Annotated in this window: 12 protein-coding genes, 2 tRNA genes, 3 rRNA genes and 3 pseudogenes; 4 read left to right on the top strand and 16 right to left on the bottom strand. The window is 59.0% G+C overall.

Annotated elements, in window-relative coordinates:
* The first annotated feature begins 214 nt into the window (after nucleotides 1–214).
* Together H1204_RS42800 and H1204_RS42795 are read left to right on the top strand one after the other, a co-directional pair.
* Nucleotides 215–1,783, top strand: coding sequence for a flavin monoamine oxidase family protein (locus H1204_RS42800; protein WP_243469098.1), 1,569 nt, complete (start codon nucleotides 215–217; stop codon nucleotides 1,781–1,783).
* The gene (locus tag H1204_RS42795) at nucleotides 1,776–2,195 is read left to right on the top strand and encodes a cytochrome c (protein WP_180736120.1); all 420 of its coding nucleotides are present in this window, start codon (nucleotides 1,776–1,778) and stop codon (nucleotides 2,193–2,195) included. The genes H1204_RS42800 and H1204_RS42795 overlap by 8 nt, the downstream gene beginning before the upstream one ends.
* A gap of 259 nt (nucleotides 2,196–2,454) precedes the next feature.
* On the opposite strand, the pseudogene H1204_RS42790 reads toward H1204_RS42795, so the two are convergent.
* From H1204_RS42790 to H1204_RS42730, 13 genes and pseudogenes are all read right to left on the bottom strand, one after another.
* Nucleotides 2,455–4,121, bottom strand: a pseudogene (locus tag H1204_RS42790) (ATP-binding cassette domain-containing protein).
* Between the two features lie 691 nt (nucleotides 4,122–4,812).
* Nucleotides 4,813–4,926: ribosomal RNA gene (gene rrf / locus H1204_RS42785) — 5S ribosomal RNA — on the bottom strand.
* Nucleotides 4,927–5,118: 192 nt separating this feature from the next.
* Nucleotides 5,119–8,000: ribosomal RNA gene (locus tag H1204_RS42780) — 23S ribosomal RNA — on the bottom strand.
* Between the two features lie 308 nt (nucleotides 8,001–8,308).
* A tRNA-Ala gene (locus H1204_RS42775) sits at nucleotides 8,309–8,384 on the bottom strand.
* A gap of 50 nt (nucleotides 8,385–8,434) precedes the next feature.
* Nucleotides 8,435–8,511: transfer RNA gene (locus H1204_RS42770), tRNA-Ile, on the bottom strand.
* Nucleotides 8,512–8,577: 66 nt separating this feature from the next.
* Nucleotides 8,578–10,108 (bottom strand): 16S ribosomal RNA (locus H1204_RS42765).
* The 16S, 23S and 5S rRNA genes sit together here with 2 tRNA genes alongside, the layout of an rRNA operon.
* Before the next feature lie 1,212 nt (nucleotides 10,109–11,320).
* Nucleotides 11,321–12,037 carry an ABC transporter ATP-binding protein gene (locus tag H1204_RS42760; RefSeq protein WP_180736119.1) on the bottom strand — a complete coding sequence of 239 codons (717 nt, stop codon included), beginning with the start codon at nucleotides 12,035–12,037 and terminating at the stop codon, nucleotides 11,321–11,323.
* Nucleotides 12,037–12,813, bottom strand: a complete 777-nt coding sequence (locus H1204_RS42755; protein ID WP_180736118.1) for an ABC transporter ATP-binding protein — start codon at nucleotides 12,811–12,813, stop codon at nucleotides 12,037–12,039. The genes H1204_RS42760 and H1204_RS42755 overlap by 1 nt, the downstream gene beginning before the upstream one ends.
* Nucleotides 12,814–12,831: 18 nt before the next feature.
* The gene (locus tag H1204_RS42750) at nucleotides 12,832–14,001 is read right to left on the bottom strand and encodes an ABC transporter ATP-binding protein (RefSeq protein WP_180736117.1); all 1,170 of its coding nucleotides are present in this window, start codon (nucleotides 13,999–14,001) and stop codon (nucleotides 12,832–12,834) included.
* Nucleotides 14,002–14,014: 13 nt separating this feature from the next.
* Nucleotides 14,015–14,964: pseudogene (locus H1204_RS42745) on the bottom strand (branched-chain amino acid ABC transporter permease).
* A gap of 206 nt (nucleotides 14,965–15,170) precedes the next feature.
* Nucleotides 15,171–16,316 carry a branched-chain amino acid ABC transporter substrate-binding protein gene (locus H1204_RS42740; protein ID WP_180736116.1) on the bottom strand — a complete coding sequence of 382 codons (1,146 nt, stop codon included), beginning with the start codon at nucleotides 16,314–16,316 and terminating at the stop codon, nucleotides 15,171–15,173.
* A gap of 152 nt (nucleotides 16,317–16,468) precedes the next feature.
* A pseudogene (locus tag H1204_RS42735) lies at nucleotides 16,469–17,853 on the bottom strand (L-serine ammonia-lyase).
* Between the two features lie 15 nt (nucleotides 17,854–17,868).
* Nucleotides 17,869–19,185: an aminotransferase class I/II-fold pyridoxal phosphate-dependent enzyme gene (locus H1204_RS42730; protein ID WP_180736115.1), complete on the bottom strand. Its 1,317-nt coding sequence runs from the start codon at nucleotides 19,183–19,185 to the stop codon at nucleotides 17,869–17,871.
* A gap of 225 nt (nucleotides 19,186–19,410) precedes the next feature.
* Between H1204_RS42730 and H1204_RS42725 the strand changes: the two genes are divergently transcribed.
* Nucleotides 19,411–20,313, top strand: a complete 903-nt coding sequence (locus H1204_RS42725) for a LysR family transcriptional regulator (RefSeq protein ID WP_180736114.1) — start codon at nucleotides 19,411–19,413, stop codon at nucleotides 20,311–20,313.
* Between the two features lie 77 nt (nucleotides 20,314–20,390).
* Entirely contained in the window at nucleotides 20,391–21,395 is a 1,005-nt protein-coding gene (locus H1204_RS42720; RefSeq protein ID WP_180736113.1) for a GlxA family transcriptional regulator, read from the top strand.
* Between the two features lie 118 nt (nucleotides 21,396–21,513).
* On the opposite strand, the gene H1204_RS42715 is transcribed toward H1204_RS42720, so the two are convergent.
* The 3 genes from H1204_RS42715 to H1204_RS42705 all read right to left on the bottom strand — a co-directional run bounded on the left by H1204_RS42715 (nucleotide 21,514) and on the right by H1204_RS42705 (nucleotide 23,966).
* Nucleotides 21,514–21,897, bottom strand: coding sequence for a VOC family protein (locus H1204_RS42715; RefSeq protein ID WP_180736112.1), 384 nt, complete (start codon nucleotides 21,895–21,897; stop codon nucleotides 21,514–21,516).
* A 92-nt stretch (nucleotides 21,898–21,989) separates the two neighbouring features.
* A complete protein-coding gene (gene fghA, locus H1204_RS42710; protein WP_180736111.1) occupies nucleotides 21,990–22,847 on the bottom strand; it encodes an S-formylglutathione hydrolase in 858 nt (285 codons plus the stop codon).
* A 12-nt stretch (nucleotides 22,848–22,859) separates the two neighbouring features.
* On the bottom strand, nucleotides 22,860–23,966 hold the full coding sequence (locus H1204_RS42705; RefSeq protein WP_180736110.1) for an S-(hydroxymethyl)glutathione dehydrogenase/class III alcohol dehydrogenase: 1,107 nt from the start codon (nucleotides 23,964–23,966) through the stop codon (nucleotides 22,860–22,862).
* Between the last annotated feature and the right edge of the window lie 63 nt (nucleotides 23,967–24,029).

Here is a 24,029-nt window from a genome sequence, read left to right as displayed (position 1 = left end):
CACCACCGGTGATTCTGGTATTCGATTTACGACGCCCGACGGGTCATCGCATAAAATGAACTAGTCCGTTGCAGTACGCCCAAACGCAATCCTCAAGCATACAAATCCAGATGACTCATGCTTTTGCAATTTGGGATGCAATCTGATTTCGTTCACCATCGCTTCTCTCCCGTCGGGGCGCCGCGTCCTTATGTCGAGAATGACCACAAATGCGATGAGCCGCCGGCACCTGCTGACGCTGATCGGCAAGAACCTCGGCGCGGCCGCCATGATGCAAGGCATGAGCACGCTTGGGTTCGCCCCTACCTCGACCTACGCCGGACCGGTCAGACTCGATGGCGCACCGAGAGGAACGCGAATTCTCGTGCTCGGCGCGGGCATGGCCGGCCTCGTCGCGGCCTTTGAGTTGAGGAACGCGGGCTACCACGTGCAGGTGCTCGAGTACAACAACCGCGCAGGCGGTCGGGCATGGACCGTCAGGGGCGGTGATCGCTATACAGAACTCGGCGGTGCCACCCAGTATTGCGATTTCGCTGACGGGCTTTATCTGAATCCGGGGCCGTGGCGCATTCCGTATCACCACCAGGGCGTACTTGACTACGCAAAACGTCTGAAGGTGCCCCTCGAGCCGTTTATCCAGGTCAATTACAACGCGTACCTGCATTCGACGGAGGCTTTTGGTGGCAAGCCGCAACGATTCCGCGCGGTGCAGACCGACTATCAAGGTTATATCGCCGAACTGCTTTCCAAAGCAATCCGCAAGGACGCACTCGATGATGCGTTGTCAGTCGAAGACGCGCATCTTCTACTCGAATCGCTGCGCGAATGGGGTGCGCTCGAGCGGGACGGAGCCTATCAGGCGGGGCGGCGAAGCAGTGAGCGCCGTGGGTTCGCGACCGCGCATGGCGGTAGTCTGATGCCCCCGGCCGTGCCGTCGAATCTGCTCCCGCGCGACCCCTTGCTTGCATCGCGTTTGTGGCAGTGGCTCTCGTCTGGAAACGAGCAGGACTTCCAGAGCACCATTTTCCAGCCCGTCGGCGGCATGGACAGAATTGCCCATGCGCTTCATTCGCAGATCGCAAGCGACGTAGTGTTCAACGCCAGAGTCACGGCCATCTTGCAGGACGAGCAAGGTGTCACAGTGCGCTATACCGATACGACCACCCGGACCGAGCGGAACGCGCACGCGGATTGGCTGGTGTGCACCATCCCGCTCTCGATTCTGAGTCAGATCGACATTGCGGTCGGCCCGGACATGCGCGCCGCGATCGATGGGGTGCCCTACGAGACATCGGTGAAAATCGGGTTGCAATTCGGCCGGCGATTCTGGGAAGAAGACGAGCAGATCTACGGCGGCATCACGCATACCGACCTGCCGATCTCGATGATCGGCTATCCGGCAACAGGTTACGGATCGATCGGTCCTGCGGTGCTGCTCGGCGCCTACATGTGGGGGCCCGCCAGCTATGAGATGGGTGCGCTGCCCCCTGCCGAACGGATCGCGGTCGCATTGAGCCAGGGCAGCCAGATTCATCCGCAGTACGCGCGCGAGTACCAGAAGGGCTTCGCGATGAGCTGGAGCCGATCACCGTTCACGAATGGCTGCTTCGCCGCATGGACGGATGCGTTGAGAAAAGCGCATTACGCGAATCTCTGTCAGATCGACGGACGGGTCGTCCTTGCTGGAGAGCACGCTTCCCAAATCCCGGCATGGCAGGAAGGCGCCGTGCTGTCGTCACTGGATGCGATCACCCGGTTGCATCGGAGAATCGTCAATGGATAGGCCGACGCTGATTCCCAGCGTGATGCTGATGGCCTTGCTGATCGGAAGCGTGACGGTGTCGACCCAGACCGTGGCACAGGACGTACCACGCACCTTTGCGATCTCGCCGGACTACCGCTTCACCGAAATAAGCGGCGAAGCGCTTTACAACGCTACATGTGCGGGATGCCATATGCCTGATGGAAAAGGCGCACAGGGCGCGGGTCACTACCCCGCGCTCGCTGACAACCCGGCAGTCGAAGCAGCACCCTACGTCATCACCAGCGTACTTCACGGCCGGAGGGCGATGCCATCGTTTGGCGACGCGATGAATGACGATCAGGTCGCTGCTGTCGTTAACTACACGAGAACCCATTTTGGCAATCGATTTGCCGGAAGTGTCACGCCGGACCAGGTTAGAAGTTTGCGCTGAGTTCCCGCGGCATGGCTATCGATGCGGGGCCCCTTTCCTGCACCCTCCTCCATCACTTCACGAGATTTATGGCACGATCTGCCCGGGTCTGTTTCGGCACGGCGAAGACGAGCTTCAGTTTCAACGTTGATATCCTGGCGCTGCTCTCTTGCATCGGAGCGCGCTTGTCCGCACGATTGCTGAGGCCCCTTGGCGAACGTCCGCGCTTCGCCTCCCATGCAACACCTGCCGCCCGCCTGTGGGGCTCTCAGGCGATGACCTACTGCTCTGCGTCAGCCTCCTCGCGCATGCGACGGGCTTCGTCGCGCAGGAATTGCTGGTAATCGTCCAGATCGCCGTCGAAGGGCTCGACGCCGCCCTTGGTGACCAGCCAGAACTCATCACATACGGCGCGCAGCAGGGCCCGGTCGTGACTGACCAGCATCACCGTGCCTTCGAATTCGTTGAGCGCCATCGCTAGCGCTTCGCGTGTGGCCAGGTCGAGGTGGTTGGTAGGCTCGTCGAGCAGCAGCAGATTGGGGCGCTGCCACACGATCATGCACAACACGAGCCGCGCCTTTTCGCCGCCGCTCATCGTGCTAACCGGCTGATGGACGGTATCACCACTGAAATTGAAGGTGCCGAGGAAGGTGCGAAGCGATTGTTCGGTGCCACTCTGGCCGGGCGCGCGCATGTGCTGCGGCGTGTCCCTGGCAAGGCGGATCATGTGTTCCATCGGTGTGTCGAGGGGGCGCAGCACGTCGAGTTCCTGCTGTGCGAAGTAACCGATGTTCAGGCCTTTGCCTTCGCTGATTTCGCCAACAATTGGCGCCAGCGCGTGCGCCACCGTCTTCACCAGCGTGGACTTGCCCTGGCCGTTGGCACCGAGGATGCCGATGCGCTGCCCGGCTAGCACGGATCGGTTAATGCCCGCACGATGACCGTGGGCGGCGTGCCCGGCAGTGCGTCGGTCGGCGCCGGGTAGCCGAAGCTCGCGTCCAGCATTGACAACAGCGGGTTGGGGACGTTGAGCGGTTCCTTGAACTCGAAGGTGAACTCTGCGTCGGCAAGCACGGGGGCGATCTTCTCCATCCGTTCGAGCGCCTTGACCCGGCTCTGCGCCTGCTTCGCCTTTGAGGCCTTGGCCTTGAAACGATCGATGAATTTCTGCAGGTGGGCGATCTTGTCCGCCTGCCTGGCCATCGCGGCCTGCTGCAACACGAGCTGCTCGGCGCGCATCTCTTCGAACTTGCTGTAGTTGCCGCCATAACGCACGAGCCTGGCGTTGTCGACGTGCACCGTCACCTGCGTCACCGCGTCGAGGAATTCGCGATCGTGGCTGATCACTACCAGGGTTCCTTGATAGCGCTTGAGCCACGCTTCCAGCCAGACCAGCGCGTCGAGGTCGAGGTGATTGGTCGGCTCGTCGAGCAGCAACAGGTCGGACGGGCACATGAGCGCGCGCGCCAGCTGCAGTCGCATGCGCCAGCCGCCGGAGAAACTGTTGACCGGCTGGCTAAGCTGCGCATCACTGAAGCCAAGGCCAAGGATCAGCGCCTGGGCACGTGCGGGGGCATCGTGCGCACCGGCGTCGTGCAGGTCCATGTAGGCGTGCGCCATGCGCATACCGTCGTCACTGGCCTCAGCGGCGGCTACTTCGGCCTGCGCGGCCAGCAGCACGGCGTCACCCTCGACTACGAAGTCGGTCGCGCTCTGCCTGGTCTCCGGCATTTCCTGCGCGACCTGGCCCATCTTCCACGCAGCGGGAATCGAGAACTCGCCGCTATCTTCGTGCAGCGTGCCGTTGAGAAGGCCGAAGAAGGACGACTTGCCGGCGCCATTGCGGCCGACAAGACCAATCTTTTCGCCGGGGGTGAAGGTGATAGATGCGTTGTCGAGTACGACATTAACGCCACGGCGCAGCGTGAGATTACGGACGGAAATCATAAGGGGCTACTTCGGAGAGGATAGGCATGATAGCCGACTGGACGTGTCGGGCTGTCTTTTCTGAGCCGCTTGCGCTTTGCGGTGTCCACCGGCCACAAAGCAAGGCACGCCCGGGCGTGTCGGCTGCGGGGCCAGCGGACATAGCGGTGAATGATGGCTTTTGGCCCGGCAGTACCAATTCGATGAACGTTCGACGGCGCGGTCGTTGAAGTCTTCAACGGCAACTTTCCGGCGGCTTGGGCGAAAGTGTACAGTCGGCCATTGCGAAACGATCATCGCTTCCCCTCGCGCGAACTGTGCGTAGGTCGGCGGCTTAGCGGCGCATTACGGCCGCTGCCCGGACCACTCGTCAATGTCAGCTGTGGCCGATATGCTCGCATTGAGCATCGGGCAGGTTTCGGAGTGAACCAGCCGTTGGAGTGACGGTTCCGAGCGATAAGCGAGCGGCATCAATACATCAATTGCCCGATTGTACGCGCTCAAAAACTGACTGTAGGCCGCTCGTTGAAACCTTCGCGCTGCGCCAACTTCCGCTTCGCAATAATTTGCGCGAAAGTGGGCGTTCCATCAATGAAATACCATGCCTTCCATGCCTACATCGGCATCACCCCAGAGTCGGGGGCGCTCTTGCAAGGGCCGCAGAAACGCCAAGACCCCGCTTTTGAGGGCGGGGTCTTGGTTTGTATAAGGAGCCTGACGATTACCTACTTTCACACGGGCAATCCGCACTATCATCGGCGTGGAGTCGTTTCACGGTCCTGTTCGGGATGGGAAGGGGTGGTACCGACTCGCTATGGTCATCAGGCATGACGGGTTGCTGCGTCGCATTGTGGTGCGCCACAGCCAATCTGGAAGAAGCGTAAAGAGGGTATGGGTTGTGTTGTTTCTGGCACAACACGGATCACTCAACCGTGTGCGTGTCCGTACTCCCTTCGGGAGTGGGATGCTCGTAAGTGCTGAAGCACTAACGATCATCGACACGAGACACACCTGTTATAGGATCAAGCCTTACGGGCAATTAGTATCAGTTAGCTTAACGCATTACTGCGCTTCCACACCTGACCTATCAACGTCCTGGTCTTGAACGACCCTTCAAGGGGCTCGAAGCCCCGGGGATATCTCATCTCAAGGCGAGTTTCCCGCTTAGATGCTTTCAGCGGTTATCTCTTCCGAACATAGCTACCCGGCGATGCCACTGGCGTGACAACCGGTACACCAGAGGTTCGTCCACTCCGGTCCTCTCGTACTAGGAGCAGCCCCCTTCAAATATCCAGCGCCCACGGCAGATAGGGACCAAACTGTCTCACGACGTTTTAAACCCAGCTCACGTACCTCTTTAAATGGCGAACAGCCATACCCTTGGGACCGGCTACAGCCCCAGGATGAGATGAGCCGACATCGAGGTGCCAAACACCGCCGTCGATATGAACTCTTGGGCGGTATCAGCCTGTTATCCCCAGAGTACCTTTTATCCGTTGAGCGATGGCCCTTCCATACAGAACCACCGGATCACTATGACCTGCTTTCGCACCTGCTCGACTTGTCGGTCTCGCAGTTAAGCACGCTTATGCCATTGCACTATCAGCACGATTTCCGACCGTACCTAGCGTACCTTCGTACTCCTCCGTTACACTTTGGGAGGAGACCGCCCCAGTCAAACTGCCCACCATGCACTGTCCCCGACCCGGATCACGGGCCAAGGTTAGAACCTCAAACAAACCAGGGTGGTATTTCAAGGACGGCTCCACGCAAACTGGCGTTCACGCTTCATAGCCTCCCACCTATCCTACACAGATCGGTTCAAAGTCCAATGCAAAGCTACAGTAAAGGTTCATGGGGTCTTTCCGTCTAGCCGCGGGGAGATTGCATCATCACAAACACTTCAACTTCGCTGAGTCTCGGGAGGAGACAGTGTGGCCATCGTTACGCCATTCGTGCAGGTCGGAACTTACCCGACAAGGAATTTCGCTACCTTAGGACCGTTATAGTTACGGCCGCCGTTTACCGGGACTTCAATCAAGAGCTTGCACCCCATCATTTAATCTTCCGGCACCGGGCAGGCGTCACACCCTATACGTCCACTTTCGTGTTTGCAGAGTGCTGTGTTTTTATTAAACAGTCGCAGCCACCAGTTTATTGCAACCCCTTCACCCTCACCCCGCAGGGGGCTCAAGCTACAGGGGCGTACCTTATCCCGAAGTTACGGTACCAATTTGCCGAGTTCCTTCTCCCGAGTTCTCTCAAGCGCCTTAGAATACTCATCTCGCCCACCTGTGTCGGTTTGCGGTACGGTCAATGTGAAACTGAAGCTTAGAGGCTTTTCCTGGAACCCCTTCCGATTGCTTCGCCCCCTAGAGAGCTCGCGCCACGCCCTTGAATTCCGTGCCCGGATTTGCCAGAGCACCTTCTCCAACGCAGCGACCGGGACTTCCAACACCCGGACAACCTTCCGCGATCCGTCCCCCCATCGCATTTCACACTGGTGCAGGAATATTGACCTGCTTCCCATCAGCTACGCATTTCTGCCTCGCCTTAGGGGCCGACTCACCCTACGCCGATGAACGTTGCGTAGGAAACCTTGGGCTTACGGCGAGGGGGCCTTTCACCCCCTTTATCGCTACTCATGTCAGCATTCGCACTTCCGATACCTCCAGCACGCTTTTCAACGCACCTTCGCAGGCTTACGGAACGCTCTCCTACCATGCGTGCAAAGCACGCATCCGCAGCTTCGGTATATGACTTAGCCCCGTTACATCTTCCGCGCAGGACGACTCGATCAGTGAGCTATTACGCTTTCTTTAAAGGGTGGCTGCTTCTAAGCCAACCTCCTGACTGTTTTAGCCTTCCCACTTCGTTTCCCACTTAGTCATATTTGGGGACCTTAGCTGGCGGTCTGGGTTGTTTCCCTCTTGACACCGGACGTTAGCACCCGATGTCTGTCTCCCGTGATTGCACTCTTCGGTATTCGGAGTTTGCTATGGCGAAGTAATCCGCAATGGACCCTTCAACCATGACAGTGCTCTACCCCCGAAGGTGATACACGAGGCACTACCTAAATAGTTTTCGGAGAGAACCAGCTATTTCCAGGTTTGTTTAGCCTTTCACCCCTATCCACAGCTCATCCCCTAACTTTTCAACGTTAGTGGGTTCGGACCTCCAGTACGTGTTACCGCACCTTCATCCTGGCCATGGATAGATCACCTGGTTTCGGGTCTACACCCAGCGACTGAATCGCCCTGTTCGGACTCGCTTTCGCTACGCCTGCCCTAATCGGTTAAGCTCGCCACTGAATGTAAGTCGCTGACCCATTATACAAAAGGTACGCCGTCACCCCTTGCGAGGCTCCGACTGTTTGTATGCATGCGGTTTCAGGATCTGTTTCACTCCCCTCCCGGGGTTCTTTTCGCCTTTCCCTCACGGTACTGGTTCACTATCGGTCGATCACGAGTATTTAGCCTTGGAGGATGGTCCCCCCATCTTCAGACAGGATTTCACGTGTCCCGCCCTACTTGTCGTACACCTAGTTCTTCCTCGCTGTTTTCGCCTACGGGGCTATCACCCACTATGGCCGCACTTTCCAGAGCGTTTGGCTAACAACGAAGATAAAGAGTACAGGCTGGTCCCATTTCGCTCGCCACTACTTTGGGAATCTCGGTTGATTTCTGTTCCTGCGGTTACTTAGATGTTTCAGTTCACCGCGTTCGCTTCGCATGGCCTATGTATTCAGCCATGGATGACCCATACGGGCCGGGTTTCCCCATTCGGATATCGGTGGATCAAAGCTCGTTTGCCAGCTCCCCACCGCTTTTCGCAGGCTACCGCGTCCTTCATCGCCTGTGATCGCCAAGGCATCCACCACATGCACTTGTTCGCTTGACCCTATAACGGGTGTGTCTCGCAGTAATTGCTCACTGGATAACAACCGCTACAGGTTGAGTATTCGCGTTGTGCCGTATTCCAGGTTCGTCTTTCGATGAACTCAAAAAATACATTGATACAATCACAACCCTGATTCACCTACTCACGCGCCCATCTCTAAGCACGCTTTCGTGAATCTCTTTACTACTTCTTCCTGATTGTTAAAGAACGACAGCCGATATAAAGCGCTATGCCTTACATCATTCGCTGACTGGCTCAATCGCCAATGCATAGCACTCGGTTCGCACTGAACGCTAGGCATTGAGGATTGGTGGAGGATGACGGGATCGAACCGACGACCCCCTGCTTGCAAAGCAGGTGCTCTCCCAGCTGAGCTAATCCCCCAGTCACACAGTACACAGGGGGTTTGCGATCAGCCACCGCAGACAAGACGCTGGTGGGTCTGGATGGATTCGAACCATCGACCCCCGCCTTATCAAGACGGTGCTCTAACCGACTGAGCTACAGACCCCTGAGCCTGTCTTCAATTAACAGCCGACAAGTGTGAGCGCTCAACTTGTGAAGCGCGAAGCTCTGGAAAGGAGGTGATCCAGCCGCACCTTCCGATACGGCTACCTTGTTACGACTTCACCCCAGTCATGAATCCTACCGTGGTGACCGTCCTCCTTGCGGTTAGACTAGCCACTTCTGGTAAAACCCACTCCCATGGTGTGACGGGCGGTGTGTACAAGACCCGGGAACGTATTCACCGCGGCATGCTGATCCGCGATTACTAGCGATTCCAGCTTCACGCAGTCGAGTTGCAGACTGCGATCCGGACTACGATCGGTTTTCTGGGATTGGCTCCACCTCGCGGCTTGGCAACCCTCTGTTCCGACCATTGTATGACGTGTGAAGCCCTACCCATAAGGGCCATGAGGACTTGACGTCATCCCCACCTTCCTCCGGTTTGTCACCGGCAGTCTCCCTAGAGTGCTCTTGCGTAGCAACTAGGGACAAGGGTTGCGCTCGTTGCGGGACTTAACCCAACATCTCACGACACGAGCTGACGACAGCCATGCAGCACCTGTGTTACGGCTCCCTTTCGGGCACTCCCACCTCTCAGCAGGATTCCGTACATGTCAAGGGTAGGTAAGGTTTTTCGCGTTGCATCGAATTAATCCACATCATCCACCGCTTGTGCGGGTCCCCGTCAATTCCTTTGAGTTTTAATCTTGCGACCGTACTCCCCAGGCGGTCAACTTCACGCGTTAGCTTCGTTACCAAGTCAATGAAGACCCGACAACTAGTTGACATCGTTTAGGGCGTGGACTACCAGGGTATCTAATCCTGTTTGCTCCCCACGCTTTCGTGCATGAGCGTCAGTATTGGCCCAGGGGGCTGCCTTCGCCATCGGTATTCCTCCACATCTCTACGCATTTCACTGCTACACGTGGAATTCTACCCCCCTCTGCCATACTCTAGCCCGCCAGTCACCAATGCAGTTCCCAGGTTAAGCCCGGGGATTTCACATCGGTCTTAGCGAACCGCCTGCGCACGCTTTACGCCCAGTAATTCCGATTAACGCTTGCACCCTACGTATTACCGCGGCTGCTGGCACGTAGTTAGCCGGTGCTTATTCTTCCGGTACCGTCATCCCGCCTCTGTATTAGAGAAGCGGTTTTCTTTCCGGACAAAAGTGCTTTACAACCCGAAGGCCTTCTTCACACACGCGGCATTGCTGGATCAGGGTTGCCCCCATTGTCCAAAATTCCCCACTGCTGCCTCCCGTAGGAGTCTGGGCCGTGTCTCAGTCCCAGTGTGGCTGGTCGTCCTCTCAGACCAGCTACAGATCGTCGCCTTGGTAGGCCTTTACCCCACCAACTAGCTAATCTGCCATCGGCCGCCCCTTGAGCGCGAGGTCCGAAGATCCCCCGCTTTCCTCCACAGAGCGTATGCGGTATTAATCCGGCTTTCGCCGGGCTATCCCCCACTCCAGGACACGTTCCGATGTATTACTCACCCGTTCGCCACTCGCCACCAGGATTGCTCCCGTGCTGCCGTTCGACTTGCATGTGTAAGGCATGCCGCCAGCGTTCAATCTGAGCCAGGATCAAACTCTTCAGTTCAAACCTGTTACTGTTTTTCGGGCTCTTTCGAACCCGGTCGCTCACTCAAAATCACTGACGAAAGTTTCGATTTCTCGAACCTTCCTCAATTACTTCCGTGTGAGACTCGATTACTTTCGCTATCAGTGACCCGAAGATCACCGCGCGCTCGCCATCGAGCACCCACACTTATCGGCTGTTGATTGTTAAAGAACATTCGCGGGAAGCGCCTTGCTTTTTCGCGTCCTCAGCAACGAGGGAGGCGAATTCTGAGCCACCCGACACGCGACGTCAAGAGAAATCGGAAAAATATTTTTTCCATCGTGACTTCTCATTTCACGCGACAAACCTCTGACGAAATTAAACGAATCGGGGGCGAATAATTCACGAGACAAACGAACGCCAGAAATTCCCCGTATCTCCCTCCGACTATCCGTCGCATTGGTAGTCGCAAATTGCGCCGGTCAGTCCGATACGCGTTTCAATCGATAGATCGAGTAATGCTTTGCTGTTCCCGTCGGGATGGCCCCAAAGCGCCAACCGTTGCCCGTCCTCACCGGCCGAAATATCGCACTGCAGAGCTACCGCTGGCGATTCACCGGCCCGATTCCCGCCCACTGCCCGTTCGCGACTCCGGATAATCTGGGCACAGTCGTCGCAGACGGGTAACTCAGGCGGATCGCCTTATGTAGCAACGGTCTCAGCGATGCCGCAGTTCGCTGAATTGAAGTGTGGAGTTGACGGATCACCGGATGAGGAGTCCAATCAGCTCACCCGAAAATCGCCCTAACCCTATGCTTTTTAAGGAGTAGTCTCGCGCCGGTCAAGACCGGGACTATTACGGTTTTACAAGGGTTTCCGGGCGGTCCGCCTGGATTGTGGGCGAGAGTTGGGCACACCGTCGACCACACGCTTAAGATACGAAACGTCTTTAAGACCCGGAGCCCAACGCCCCGGTTGCACTGGGTTTGAAACGAGATACTAGGGCCCGTCTGGTGCGTTTCCCGTCTGTTTGTGGCATTGCTGTGTCATTACGCACAAATGCCGTTTCGAAGACCGAAACAGATCGGTCAAATTCGTCGGCCGCGAATGGCCGCTGTCGAGAAAGTCGAATGCTCCTTGCCGACCCTCAACAGCCGCTCATGTCCTTATCTCAGGAAAGGCGGCTTCTGGAGGTACAACGGACAGACATTTTCGTCGCCGTGCTCAAGAGGCTCCCGGTGCCCCTTCGCGTCACTCCCCGAGATATGCAGCCCGCACCTTCGGATCATCAAGCATCTGCTTGGCGTCGCCAGACATGGTGACAGTGCCGGAATCCATCACATACCCGCGATCCGCGGCCTGCAACGCAAGCCGAGCATTCTGCTCAACGAGCATCACGGTGATGCCTTCCTTCGAAATCTCGCGCACGACTTCGAAGATCTTCTCGACCATGATCGGCGACAGACCCATCGACGGCTCGTCGAGCAGCAGCAGCTTCGGCTTCGAGATCACGGCACGCGCCATCGCCAGCATCTGCTGTTCACCGCCGGACAGCGTACCGGCGAGCTGCGTCGCACGCTCCTTCAGACGCGGAAAGAACCCAAACATCCTGTCGACGTCCTTCTTGATCCCTTCCGTATCGCTGCGCAGATAAGCACCCATCTGCATGTTCTCGACGATCGACATGCGCGCGAAGATCCCGCGCCCTTCCGGCACCATCGCGAGGCCGCGCTTCAAAAGCTCATGCGGCGGCACGCCCTTGATCGACTGGCCCATGTACTCGATATCACCAGCCGAATAAGGCTTCAGGCCCGTAATAGCCTTCATGGTCGTCGTCTTGCCCGCGCCATTGGCGCCGATCAGCGTGACGAGTTCGCCCTGCGCGATCTCCAGGTCAACACCCTTGACAGCCTGAATGCCGCCGTAGTTGACCTGCAGGCCCTTGATTTTCAACATTGCCGTAGCCATCAGTGGACCCCCGCACCCAGATAAGCCTCGATCACCTTCGGGTCCTTCTGCACGTCATGCGGCAGACCTTCAGCGATCACCTTGCCATAGTCGAGCACTGTCATCCGGTTGCACAGGCCCATCACCAGTTTCACGTCGTGCTCGATCAGCAGGATCGTCTTGCCGTCCGCGCGGATCTTGTCGAGCAGTTTCGTCAGTTCGACCTTCTCCGTTGCGTTCATGCCGGCAGCCGGTTCGTCCAGTGCGAGCAGCTTCGGATCGGTCGCCAGTGCGCGGGCGATTTCCAGACGGCGCTGGTGGCCATACGACAGGTTGCGCGACGTGTAGCCCGCGTACTGCAGCACGCCGACGTATTCGAGCAGTTCCAGCGCGCGTTCTTTGATCTCGCGCTCTTCCTTGCGCTCAGCCGGCGTCTGGAACACAGCGCCCAGCAGACCGTGCTTCGTACGCACGTGACGGCCGACCATCACGTTTTCCAGCGCAGTCATGTCGCCGAACAGACGGATGTTCTGGAACGTCCGCGCAATGCCCGCCTTCGCCACCTGATACACAGCCGTCGGCGTGTACGGCGTGCCGTCGAGCTTGAACTCGCCCGAGTCCGGCGTGTAGAGACCAGTAATCACGTTGAAGAACGTGGTCTTGCCAGCGCCGTTCGGGCCGATCAGACCGTAAATCGTGCCTTCCTCGATCTGAAGGCCGACATCCGACAGCGCCTGCAGACCGCCGAAGCGCTTGTTCACGCCCTTCACGGACAGACGGATTTGCTTGTCACTCATGTTCTCTGCTCCCTGTCCTTAAGCACGCACCGGCTTCTTGTTGCTGCGCTTGGCAATCTTCGCGATCTTGTCCTCGTGCTTCGGTGACGGCCACAGGCCTTCCGAGCGGTACAGCATGATCAGCACCATCGCGAGTGCGTAGACGAGCTGACGGATCACCTCCGTGTCGACGACTTCGTGACCGAAGATCAGGTGTTGCAGCGGACCCATCGTCGAGCGCAGGAATTCCGGCAGCACGGCGAGCAGCACCGCGCCGAGAATCACGCCCGGAATGTGGCCCATGCCGCCCAGCACCACGGCCGCCAGCACGACGATCGATTCCGGCAGCGTGAACGATTCCGGCGACACGAAGCCCTGGAACATGCCGAACATCGAGCCCGACAGGCCGCCAAACGACGCGCCCATCGCGAACGCAAGCAGCTTCACGTCACGGGTGTTGATGCCCATCGCCTTCGCGGCAATTTCGTCTTCGCGGATGGCGGCCCATGCACGGCCGATGCGCGAGTGCTGCAGACGCGTACAGACCCAGATCACGAACAGCGCGCACAGCACGAACACGTAGTAGTACGCGTACACCGACGGGAACGTCAGGCCGAACAGCGAGTGCGTCTGCGAGAGACTGAAGTCGCCGACGTGGATCGGGTCGATGCCCGTGATGCCCTTCGGACCGTTGGTGATGTTGGCCGGACGATCGAGGTTGTTCAGGAAGATCCGGACGATTTCCCCGAAGCCCAACGTCACAATGGCAAGGTAGTCGCCACGCAGACGCAGCGTCGGCGCACCGAGAATCACGCCGAAGAACGCAGCGACTGCCATTGCGCACGGCACGATGATCCAGAACGGCACGTGCAGCCCGCCCGGCGCGAGATGCGCGATCCATTCGAATTGCGACGACAGGTGCGGCGAACTCAACAATGCGGCCGTGTACGCGCCCACCGCGTAGAACGCGATGTAGCCCAGGTCCAGCAGGCCGGCGAAGCCGACCACTACGTTCAGGCCCAGCGCGAGCATCACATACAGCATCGCGAAGTCCAGAACGCGGACCCAGTAGTTGCCGCCAGCGGTGCCGATGACGAACGGCGCGAGGATCACGAACACAGCGGTCAGCAGGCCAACCGTCACCGTCCTGGCCGGATGACGCTCCGCGATAAGGGGCGTCGAAGGTTCAATTTGTTGAATCGATGTCATGTACGTCTCCTCGTCACGCGCGGTCGGCAACACGCTCGCCCAGAAGTCCGGATGGACGGAACACCAGCACGATAATCAGCACGATGAACGCAAATACGTCCTGGTAGTTGCTGCCAAAGACATCATTGGTAACCTTTCCGATATAGCCGGCACCGAGCTGTTCAATCAACCCGAGCAGAACGCCGCCCGCCATCGCGCCACCGAGGTTGCCGATCCCACCAAGCACGGCCGCTGTGAACGCCTTGAGGCCGGGGATGAATCCCATATAGAAGTGTGCGTTGCCGTATTCCGACGCGATCATCACGCCCGCCAGCGCAGCCAGCGCCGAGCCGATCATGAATGTCGCCGAGATCACAAAGTTCGGATTCGCGCCCATTAACGATGCGTTTCCAGGATTCTCCGCAATCGCGCGCATTGCGCGCCCAAGCTTTGTCTTGTGCACGAGCAGCAGCAACCCTCCCATCACGAGTACGGCCGCTACGATGATCACGATCTCCGTCATGGAAATGACCGCACCAGCCGTCGTCTTTGTGGCCTTGATTACGTTGATGGGATCGGTCGGCAACAACTGGGGAAAGGACATCGGGTTGCGTGACCAGATCATCATCGCGAGCGTCTGCAGCAGGATCGACACGCCGATAGCGGTGATCAGGGGCGCGAGCTTCGGAGCGCGGCGCAAAGGCCGGTAGGCAACCCGCTCGATCGTATAGCCCACCGCTGCGCAGGCACACGCGGAGATGCCCAGCGAGATGCACAGAGTCGACACGTTTCCAAGACCGGGAAGTGGTTCTGCAACACGCCGATGGCGGACAGCGCAACCATCGCGCCCACCATCAGCACGTCGCCATGCGCGAAGTTGATGATGCCGAGAATGCCGTACACCATCGTGTAGCCCAGTGCGATGATGGCGTAGACGCTGCCAAGCACCAGGCCGTTTAGGACCTGCTGAATAAAGATGTCCATACTGGAGGCTCCGACGGATTGCGCTGATGCATGCCTGGCCCGCGTCGAGCCCGGACGAGAAAAACACTCTGATTGGCGCAGTCGTGAAAACATGCAAAAAGAGCGTCCTCGCCTACGGATAGGGCACAGGAAAGGACGCCAAAGCACCGCCTCTTACAGGAGAGGAAGCCGCATCGATCCTGAATCGCGATGCAGCAGATAACAGGTCAGTGTTGTACGCCGAGACTTTCGCGCTTCCCGTCGTTGAAGGTATAGAGCGTGAGTGTCGCGTTCTGCAGATCGCCCCGTGAATCGAAACGCGTCTCGCCAATCACGCCCTTGTAATCAGTCTTCTTCAGATAGGCCAGATACTTTGTGGGATCAGACGAACCGGCGCGCTTCATCGCATCCACGAGGATCATGACTGCGTCATACGCGTATGGCGCGTAGATGACGACATCCTGACCGTATTTCGCCTTGAATCGCTTCCTGAAGTCCTCCATACCTGCGGCGTATTCCGACGTGATACCGCCCGCCTCCGCGCAGATAACCTGGCGCCCCTGCAACGCGGCACCTGCCAGGCTCGGTAACTCACCGGTACAGATGCCGTCACCGCCCATGAACTTTGACTGCATGCCGAGTTGCTGCATCTGCTTGATCATGGGCCCGCCTTGCGCGTCCATGCCACCGTAGAACACAACGTCCGGATTCTCCCCCTTGACTGCCGTCAGCACACCGCGGAAGTCTGTGGCCTTGTCAGTTGTGTACTGACGGGAGACAAGCTTCGCGCCGGACGCCTGAGCCGACTTCAGGAATTCGTCCGCGATTCCTTGACCATAAGCGGTACGGTCATCAATCACCGCGACCGTCCTGGCGCTCCATTTCTGGACGGCATATTTGCCGAGCACCGCACCCAGCTGACCATCGTTGGCCACCAGACGAAACGCCGTATCGAAGCCTTGCTGGGTGTACTTGGGGTTGGTGGACGACTGGGAGATTTCGGGAATGTGGTTGTCGAAGTAGATCTTCGACGCCGGGATCGTCGCCCCTGAATTGAAATGGCCCACGACACCCTTCACACCGGCGTCGACGAGCCGCTGGGCGACCTGCGTGGCCTGCCGGGGGTCGCCTGCGTCATCTTCGACCTGCAGTTCGATTTTGACCTTCTTGCCGCCAATAACGGGTGGGTTCGCATTCAGATCGTCGACCGCCATGCGCGCACCGCGTTCGACGTCCTTACCCAGGTTTGCATTCTGGCCCGTCAGTGGTCCGGCAAAGCCCAGCTTCACAGTGTCCTCCTGTGCATGGGCGACTCCCGACGCAAGTGCGACGACAGCACTGCTTGATGCGATGATCGATTTCAAGAGTTTCATTGCCGTTCTCCAACCTTCAATAAATGTCTCGCAACATATTTATATTTCGGCATCCGAATCATATTCATGACACGGATACCTGACCGAATGCGGATGGTACGACACGTCACACGCCAGTTTCATGCCGTGCGCCGTTGCCCGTCCGCGTCACGTCAACACTCGACGATATTCACCGCGAGACCGCCTCTGGCCGTCTCCTTGTACTTCGTCAGCATGTCGGCGCCCGTTTCCCGCATTGTCTTGATTACCTTGTCGAGGCTCACGTAGTGCGTGCCATCGCCCTGCAGCGCCATGCGCGCAGCGTTGATCGCCGTGACCGACGCAACCGCATTGCGCTCGATGCAGGGTATCTGCACGAGTCCACCGACGGGATCGCACGTCAGGCCAAGATGATGCTCCATCCCGATCTCGGCGGCGTTCTCGACCTGTTCGGGCTGCCCGCCAAGCACTGCGCACAATGCGCCCGCAGCCATCGAGCAGGCCACGCCGACCTCTCCCTGACAGCCGACTTCGGCCCGCTGATCGACGCGTTCTCCTTGTACAGCATGCCGATGGCAGCAGCCGTAAGGAGGAAGTCGATCACGCCACGTTCACTGGCGCCAGGAACCGCGCGAAAATAGTAGTGCAGCACGGCGGGAATGATCCCAGCTGCACCATTGGTCGGCGCTGTCACCACACGCCCGCCCGCGGCATTCTCTTCATTGACCGCAAGCGCAAAGAGCGTGACCCAATCCAGCATGCGCAGTGGATCGGCAGGGCTCGCTTCGAAGGTGCCTAGCGAGCGTGCCAGCGCGGCAGCACGACGCTTCACCTTGAAAGGGCCCGGGAGCACCCCTTCAGTACGGCACCCTCGGGCCACGCACCCTTGCATGACGTCCCAGATCTCGAGCAATCCGGCGTCGATCTCTGCGTCGGTTCGCCAGTGGAGCTCGTTCAGGCGAATCAGATCTGCGATCGTTGTGTCATGACGCCTTGTCAGTTCCAGCAGTTCGGCGCATGAGCGGAATGGGAAAGGCAGTACTGTCGCATCAGGTGCGATCTTCCTATGCTGTGCGCCATCCGCCGCAACCTCGTCACGGACAATGAAGCCGCCACCCACGGAGTACCACGTCGCTTCCCGGAGCATCTCGCCCCCCCGATCGAAGGCTGCGAAGTGCATTCCATTGGCATGACGTGGCAGCGCTTCCCGAAAGAACTGCACGTCGCTCTGCTCCACGAAGTTGATTGCGCGCGAATCGCTTAGCTGCAAACGACGGCTCGCGCGAATCTCTTCCAGAATCGAAGGTATCCGGTCGACGTCGACGGTGTCCGGCTCGTAGCCACTGAGCCCCAGCAGGACCGCCTTGTCGCTGCCGTGCCCTTTCCCCGTGGCACCAAGTGACCCATATAGTTTCGCGTGAATGCGCGCCACTCGCTCCAGCAGACCGGAATGCGCAAGCGAGTCCACGAAGGCGCGCGCGGCTCTCATCGGACCCACCGTGTGCGAACTCGATGGTCCGATGCCGATCTTGAACAGGTCGAAAACACTGACGGCCATTTTCCTGTTCCCGGTTCAACGCAGATAGTGCAGTTGAGAGAACTGCCGGCGATACTCGCTCACGGCGGGTGCCACCTCTTCAGGAGACTTCCGGCGCAGCAGGACGTCAGCGATGAAGCCAGCGAGCCGCGGCATGTCGTCGGAGAGCATGCCCCAGCGCACGAGTTCCGGCGTGCCCATGCGCAGGCCGTTGACGTCACCGTCGATCTCCGGCAACGGCAAACCGATGCCACACGCGAGAATGTTGGCCCTTCTGAGAAGCTTCGCCATCGTTTGGCCTCCGCCGAACTCGTGCGCCTCGATCGCTAGCTGGTGCGACGTCGTCATGCCGCGGTCACGGGCAAAGACGGGGAGACCTTCTTCCAGAAGTGCGGTGGCAAGCGCCTTCGCGCTCTTCACCATCTCGGCCGCATAGGAGCGACCGAACTCTTGCCAGTCGAGCATTGTCATCGCGATCGACGCCGATTTGCCTGCGTCGAAATTGGCTGTCATGCCAGGATAGGCGATGGCGTCGAGCTTGTGCGCCATCTCCGCGTCGTTGGTCACGATCAATCCGCCCGCCGTGCCAGCAAGGCTCTTGTAGGTGCTCATGGTCATGAGATGTGCACCCTGCGTGAGCGGCTGCTGCCAGGCGTGCCCCGCGATCAGACCGCACAGGTGCGCAGCGTCATAGAGCAGCACCGCGCCGACTTCGTCCGCAATCGCGCGCACCTCTTCGACCGGATGAGGAAAAAGGTTAAGGCTCTGGCCCAGCGTGATGACCTTAGGGCGCAACCGCAGCGCGTCCTCGCGCAACACGTTGAGATCCACCGTATAACGCTTCGCATCGAGTGCCATCAGATATGGCTTGACGCCGTACATTCCGGCGGCACCGTTGGCGTGGTGACTGAAGTGGCCACCGACTGTGGCAGGCGGCACGAATACCGTATCGCCCGGTTTTGCCGCTGCAACATACGCATAGAGATTCGCCAGCGCACCTGACGCAACACGGATCTCGGCATAGCGGGCGCCAAATACCTGGGCTACGAGTTCCGCGGCGAGCACTTCGATCTTCTCGACACCCTCCAGGCCCATTTCGTACTTGTCGCCGGGGTAACCCAACGACGGGCGCGAACCGACGCCCGCCGCGAGCAATGCTTCTGCCTTCGGGTTAATGGCATTGGTCGCCGGGTTGAGGTTGAAGCAGTCGCGCTCGTGGATCACGCGATTTTCTTCGACGAATGCGAGCAGATCCCTCTCGTTCTGATCGGGGTTCTGGGAGGCAAAGCGTCTCACCAGCGACTGGATGTAGTTCTCGGGATCGCGCGGAACCCAGGGGCGAGCGTCCAGCATGATGAAGTCCTTATCGATATGTCTCTATGGGCGGCGGTTCAACTGACCGGTTCTTGCGGCAGCAGCGCGAGCGTGCGGATGTACCGTCGATCCGGTTTTGTGCTCACGTTCGCTGCAATGGAACCCATCGTAGGCGGTGAATATGCGTACGTATACTTATCTTTTTTTGTGTAATACATTAGCGATTCTGTTGAATTGATCGCTTTCCGCCAGGGGGTAAACACCATGGAAGTTGGCCGTCTTCGAGCGCTGCTCGAACTGGCGAGGTGTGGCACGATAGCGGCGGCTGCGGAGGCACTGTTCCTGACGCCGTCAGCTGTATCGCAGCAAATCGCCCAGCTGGAGGAAGAAGCTGGCGTCAAGCTGACGGAACGCGTCGGACGCGGTGTCCGGCTTACTGCCGCAGGGCAGGCGCTAGTCGGCTACGCGGAACGGGTCATGGTCGTACTCGACGAAGCCCGCTCTGAACTTGCCGTGCTGCGCCGCGAAATCGCGGGCGAATTGCGTGTCGCCGCATTTCCGTCGGTCGCGTCGGCGGTGCTGCCCGACACCGTCAAGGCATTGCAGCAGGTGTTTCCACGCCTCGACATCATCCTGGAAGAGCTTGAGCCGGTCGACGGGCTTGCGGCGCTGCGATCCTGGCGAGCGGACATTGCCCTGATCGACGACCTGTCGATCGTCGTCGGCGACAAGCAGGAAAGTGTCGGGGTCGTACCGCTCGCTGAGGATGTGCTGTCGGTGGCGCTCGCGGCGGATCATCCGCTAGGCAGGAAGCCGTCGCTTAACGTGGCCGACCTGAGGCACGAAGCATGGGCGATCGATTCAACGTCGAGCGTGTTCGGCGACTTCATTACCAATCTATGCCGCCGCGCCGGATACGAACCCCGGATCAACGCCAAATGCCGTGGATTCGAAATGGTCGGCGCGATGGTGGCGTCTGGCTGCTCCGTGTCGATTGTCCCCGGGCTCAGGCTGGTGCGTCCGCCCGCCGGCGTCGCATGGGTCAAGCTGAGGCCGGAGGTTCGTCGAAAGATCTATGTCGCGTTTCGGCGCGGTGAACGCAACCACCCCGCGATCAATGTGTTCGTCGAGGAGGTGGTCCGAACTGCCGCGCGTCTCATTGGATAGACGAGCAGTTTTTGGATGTAAGCGTCTGATCGCACCCGTGTGCGGAGTTTTGACAGGTAAGCGCGAAGGATGGAAGTATGCTTTTGACAGTTGACATCGTCATTTACGACGGCTTCAAGGCACTTGAGGCAATCGGTTCTCTGAGCGTTTTCACTTACGCGAATATCCATCTGGAACGTCGCGGCCTGTCGGGGCGTTACGATGTCAAGCTCGCTTCGATACGTCGCGGCGAAATCAAGTCCGACACGGGTGTATCGCTCACGTCCGCAAAGAGTCTCAACACAGTGTCGTTGCCGCACACCGCGATCATTGTTGGCGCCTGGAAGATCGAGGACGCGGTCGGCAACGCGCCTGAAATCGTGCAGTGGGTTGAAGCCGCGGCAGGCCGGATGGCACGGACAGCCGCGCTATGTTCCGGCGCATTCTTTCTTGCTGCCGCGGGGCTCCTGGATGGGAAACGGGCCACGACGCATTGGGCCGTAGCAGATGCACTGAAAGAAAAATATCCCGCGGTGCGTGTCGATGCCGACTGCATCTTCATTCGGGAGGGCAGCATCTGGACATCGGCCGGCGTCACCGCTGGAATCGACCTTGCACTCGCGCTCGTTGAGGAGGATTTCGGTCTGGACGTTGCGCTCGATGTCGCCAGAGACCTAGTTGTCTATCTAAAGCGCCCTGGCGGTCAGTCACAATTCAGCTCTCATCTCGTCAGCCAGGCAACGCATCACCCCGGCATCAGGGAGGTGCAGGACTGGATTCTTTCCAACATTCAAAATGAGCTTTCTCCGTCGGAAATGGCAGAGCGTCTCTCGATGAGCGTACGCAGCTTCAATCGCTGTTTCAGACGCGAAACGGGCACGACACCAACGACTTTTTTGTCGCGCGCGCGAGTCGAGGCGGCTCGACGGATGCTGGAAGAGGGAAACTTGCCAGCGAAAACCGTTGCCGCAAAGAGTGGCTTCAAGACATATGAAGCGATGAGAAAGGCTTTTCAGCAAGCGCTCGGCGTCACTCCGCTTGCATACCGGGAACGCTTTAGCGTCGATCATGGTCACGATCAGGCGCAGGAACGTCTCGTTTAATACAGATCTCATTACGGGGCAGCACTTTCCAGTTGCCGCCACACACCTGCAGCGGCCCATGACGGCCGCTCAGATCGCCAGGAGGTCATACAAGCCTACTTTCGCCTGGCTTGACCCGTTACTCCGGTTTGAAGCAGTAGACAGCCAGTTTGTTTCCATCCAGATCACGTACATAGGCTGCGTACGCATTGGGTGCCCAACCGCGGGGACCTGCTGCCCCTTCGTCTTCGGCGCCCTCTGTCAGCGCTGAGTCGTAGAAGGAGTGAATCGACGCGCGGTCGGGGGCCTCGAACGAAACTGTGACACCGTTACCCACCGTTGCTGGCTGTCCATTTGCAGGCTTCAGGACGAAAAACGACGGGGAATCTTTTCCCCAGATCGACCCGTTGTCACCGAGGTCCGCAAGCCGCTGCAATCCAATCTTGCCGAGAATATTGTCGTAGAAGGCGCGGGCCTTCTCGAGGTCGTTGGTGCCGACAGTAACGTGGGTAAAAGCTGTCATATAGCCTCCATAAAGGGACGTGAATTTATCCGCGGGGTTGGCGGTCTGGATGCCACTCGCCCCGGTCGGGAAATACCGATTGATTTGCGCCGCTACGCTCGACCGGTGCTGCTTAAGATCCGGGCGTGATGCTCGATGTGGTGTTCGATCAAAGTCGAGATGAAGAAATAGCCGTGGTCGTAGCCTTCATGCCGGCGCAGTGTGAGCGGCTGTCCGGCGGCCTTGCATGCGGCGTCGAATACGTCAGGGTTCAGTTGCTGGGCCAGAAACTGGTCGGCCATACCCTGATCGACCAATATCCCCTCCGCAAACTTGCGCGTCGCCTTGCCGACGAGTTCGCTCGCGTCGTACTGCTTCCACGCTTCGCGATCCGCGCCCAGATAGCCGCTGAACGCCTTCTCGCCCCACGGACAGCGCATCGGCGCAGCAATCGGCGCGAACGCCGATACCGACCGATAGATGTCCGGATTACGCAGCGCGAGCATCAACGCGCCGTGGCCGCCCATCGAGTGGCCGAAGATGCCGAGCCGCCCGCCATCGACAGGCAACTCGTTGATGACCGTCTCGCGCAGTTCGTCCCGCACGTACGAGTACATACGGTAGTGCGTCGACCACGGCGCCTGCGTTGCGTCGACATAGAAACCCGCGCCGACGCCGAAGTCCCACGCATCCGTCTCACCGGGCACGTTCGCGACGCGAGGACTTGTGTCCGGCGCGATCAGCGCGATGCCGTGTTGTGCGGCGAAGCGTTGCGCGCCTGACTTGATCGGAAACGTCTCTTCGGTGCTCGTCAATCCGGCCAGATAGAACAGCGCCGGCACCTTCTTCTGCGACGCCGCTTCAGGCATGAAGACCGAAAAGCGCATCGGCAAACCGATCGCCTTCGACTCATGCCTGTAGATACGCTGCGTGCCGCCGAACGACGCATGCGATTCGATCAGTTCGAGCATCGCGCGACTCCTTTAGTAGATGACGACCGAGCGGATCGACTCGCCCTTCTTCATCAGATCGAAGCCTTCGTTGATCTGGTCGAGCTTCAGGTGGTGCGTGATCAGATCGTCGATGTTGATCTTGCCTTCCATGTACCAGTCGACGATCTTCGGCACATCGGTGCGGCCGCGCGCGCCGCCGAACGCCGAGCCCTTCCATTGACGCCCCGTGACCAGCTGGAACGGCCGCGTGCTGATTTCCTCGCCCGCCGCCGCCACGCCGATGATGAACGACTGGCCCCAGCCCTTGTGCGTACATTCGAGCGCCTGGCGCATCAGCGTCGTATTACCGACGCATTCGAACGAATAGTCCGCGCCGCCATCCGTCAGCTGCACGATGTGATCGACGACGTTCTCGACTTCCTTCGGGTTGATGAAGTGCGTCATGCCGAACTTCTTCGCGAGTTCGACGCGGCCCGGATTGATATCGACACCGATGATCTTGTCAGCACCGACCATTTTGGCGCCCTGGATCACATTCAGCCCGATGCCGCCCAGACCGAACACGACGACATTCGCGCCCGCCTCGACCTTGGCCGAATAGACGACAGCGCCGACACCTGTCGTCACACCGCAGCCGATGTAGCAGACCTTGTCGAACGGTGCGTCTTCGCGGATCTTCGCCACCGCGATCTCCGGCACGACGATGTAGTTCGAGAACGTGGACGTGCCCATGTAGTGGAACAAAGGCTTGCCGTCGAGCGAGAAGCGCGACGTCGCATCGGGCATCAGACCCTTGCCTTGCGTCGAGCGGATCGCCTGACACAGGTTCGTCTTGCGCGACAGACAGAACTTGCATTGGCGGCACTCGGGCGTGTAGAGCGGAATCACGTGATCGCCCTTCTTCAGCGCGCCGACGCCCGGACCGGTATCGACGACGACGCCCGCGCCTTCATGGCCAAGGATCGCCGGGAAGATGCCTTCCGGATCGGCGCCCGACAACGTGTAGTAGTCGGTGTGGCAGATGCCCGTTGCCTTCACTTCGATCAGCACTTCACCCGCGCGCGGACCTTCGAGGTCGACTTCTTCGATCGTCAACGGTGCCCCTGCCTTCCATGCGATTGCCGCTTTCGTCTTCATATATCCTCGTCACTCACGTTACGACTGGTCGGAATCATCGACTACTGCCGCGAGCAACGACAT

It is taken from the genome of Paraburkholderia sp. PGU19, assembly GCF_013426915.1.
Lineage (GTDB): Bacteria > Pseudomonadota > Gammaproteobacteria > Burkholderiales > Burkholderiaceae > Paraburkholderia.
Note: the sequence above shows the minus strand (reverse complement) of the source record. Positions and strands in the feature narration are given on the sequence as shown.

Bases quoted from the DNA above. Each gene is read 5' to 3' on its own strand.
- H1204_RS42720 (WP_180736113.1), top strand. From the start codon at position 20,391: ATGCTTTTGACAGTTGACATCGTCATTTACGACGGCTTCAAGGCACTT.
- H1204_RS42755 (WP_180736118.1), bottom strand. From the start codon at position 12,813: ATGAGTGACAAGCAAATCCGTCTGTCCGTGAAGGGCGTGAACAAGCGC.
- H1204_RS42795 (WP_180736120.1), top strand. From the start codon at position 1,776: ATGGATAGGCCGACGCTGATTCCCAGCGTGATGCTGATGGCCTTGCTG.
- H1204_RS42725 (WP_180736114.1), top strand. From the start codon at position 19,411: ATGGAAGTTGGCCGTCTTCGAGCGCTGCTCGAACTGGCGAGGTGTGGC.
- H1204_RS42760 (WP_180736119.1), bottom strand. From the start codon at position 12,037: ATGGCTACGGCAATGTTGAAAATCAAGGGCCTGCAGGTCAACTACGGC.
- fghA (WP_180736111.1), bottom strand. From the start codon at position 22,847: ATGCTCGAACTGATCGAATCGCATGCGTCGTTCGGCGGCACGCAGCGT.
- H1204_RS42750 (WP_180736117.1), bottom strand. From the start codon at position 14,001: ATGACATCGATTCAACAAATTGAACCTTCGACGCCCCTTATCGCGGAG.
- H1204_RS42730 (WP_180736115.1), bottom strand. From the start codon at position 19,185: ATGCTGGACGCTCGCCCCTGGGTTCCGCGCGATCCCGAGAACTACATC.
- H1204_RS42715 (WP_180736112.1), bottom strand. From the start codon at position 21,897: ATGACAGCTTTTACCCACGTTACTGTCGGCACCAACGACCTCGAGAAG.
- H1204_RS42800 (WP_243469098.1), top strand. From the start codon at position 215: ATGAGCCGCCGGCACCTGCTGACGCTGATCGGCAAGAACCTCGGCGCG.
- H1204_RS42740 (WP_180736116.1), bottom strand. From the start codon at position 16,316: ATGAAACTCTTGAAATCGATCATCGCATCAAGCAGTGCTGTCGTCGCA.
- H1204_RS42705 (WP_180736110.1), bottom strand. From the start codon at position 23,966: ATGAAGACGAAAGCGGCAATCGCATGGAAGGCAGGGGCACCGTTGACG.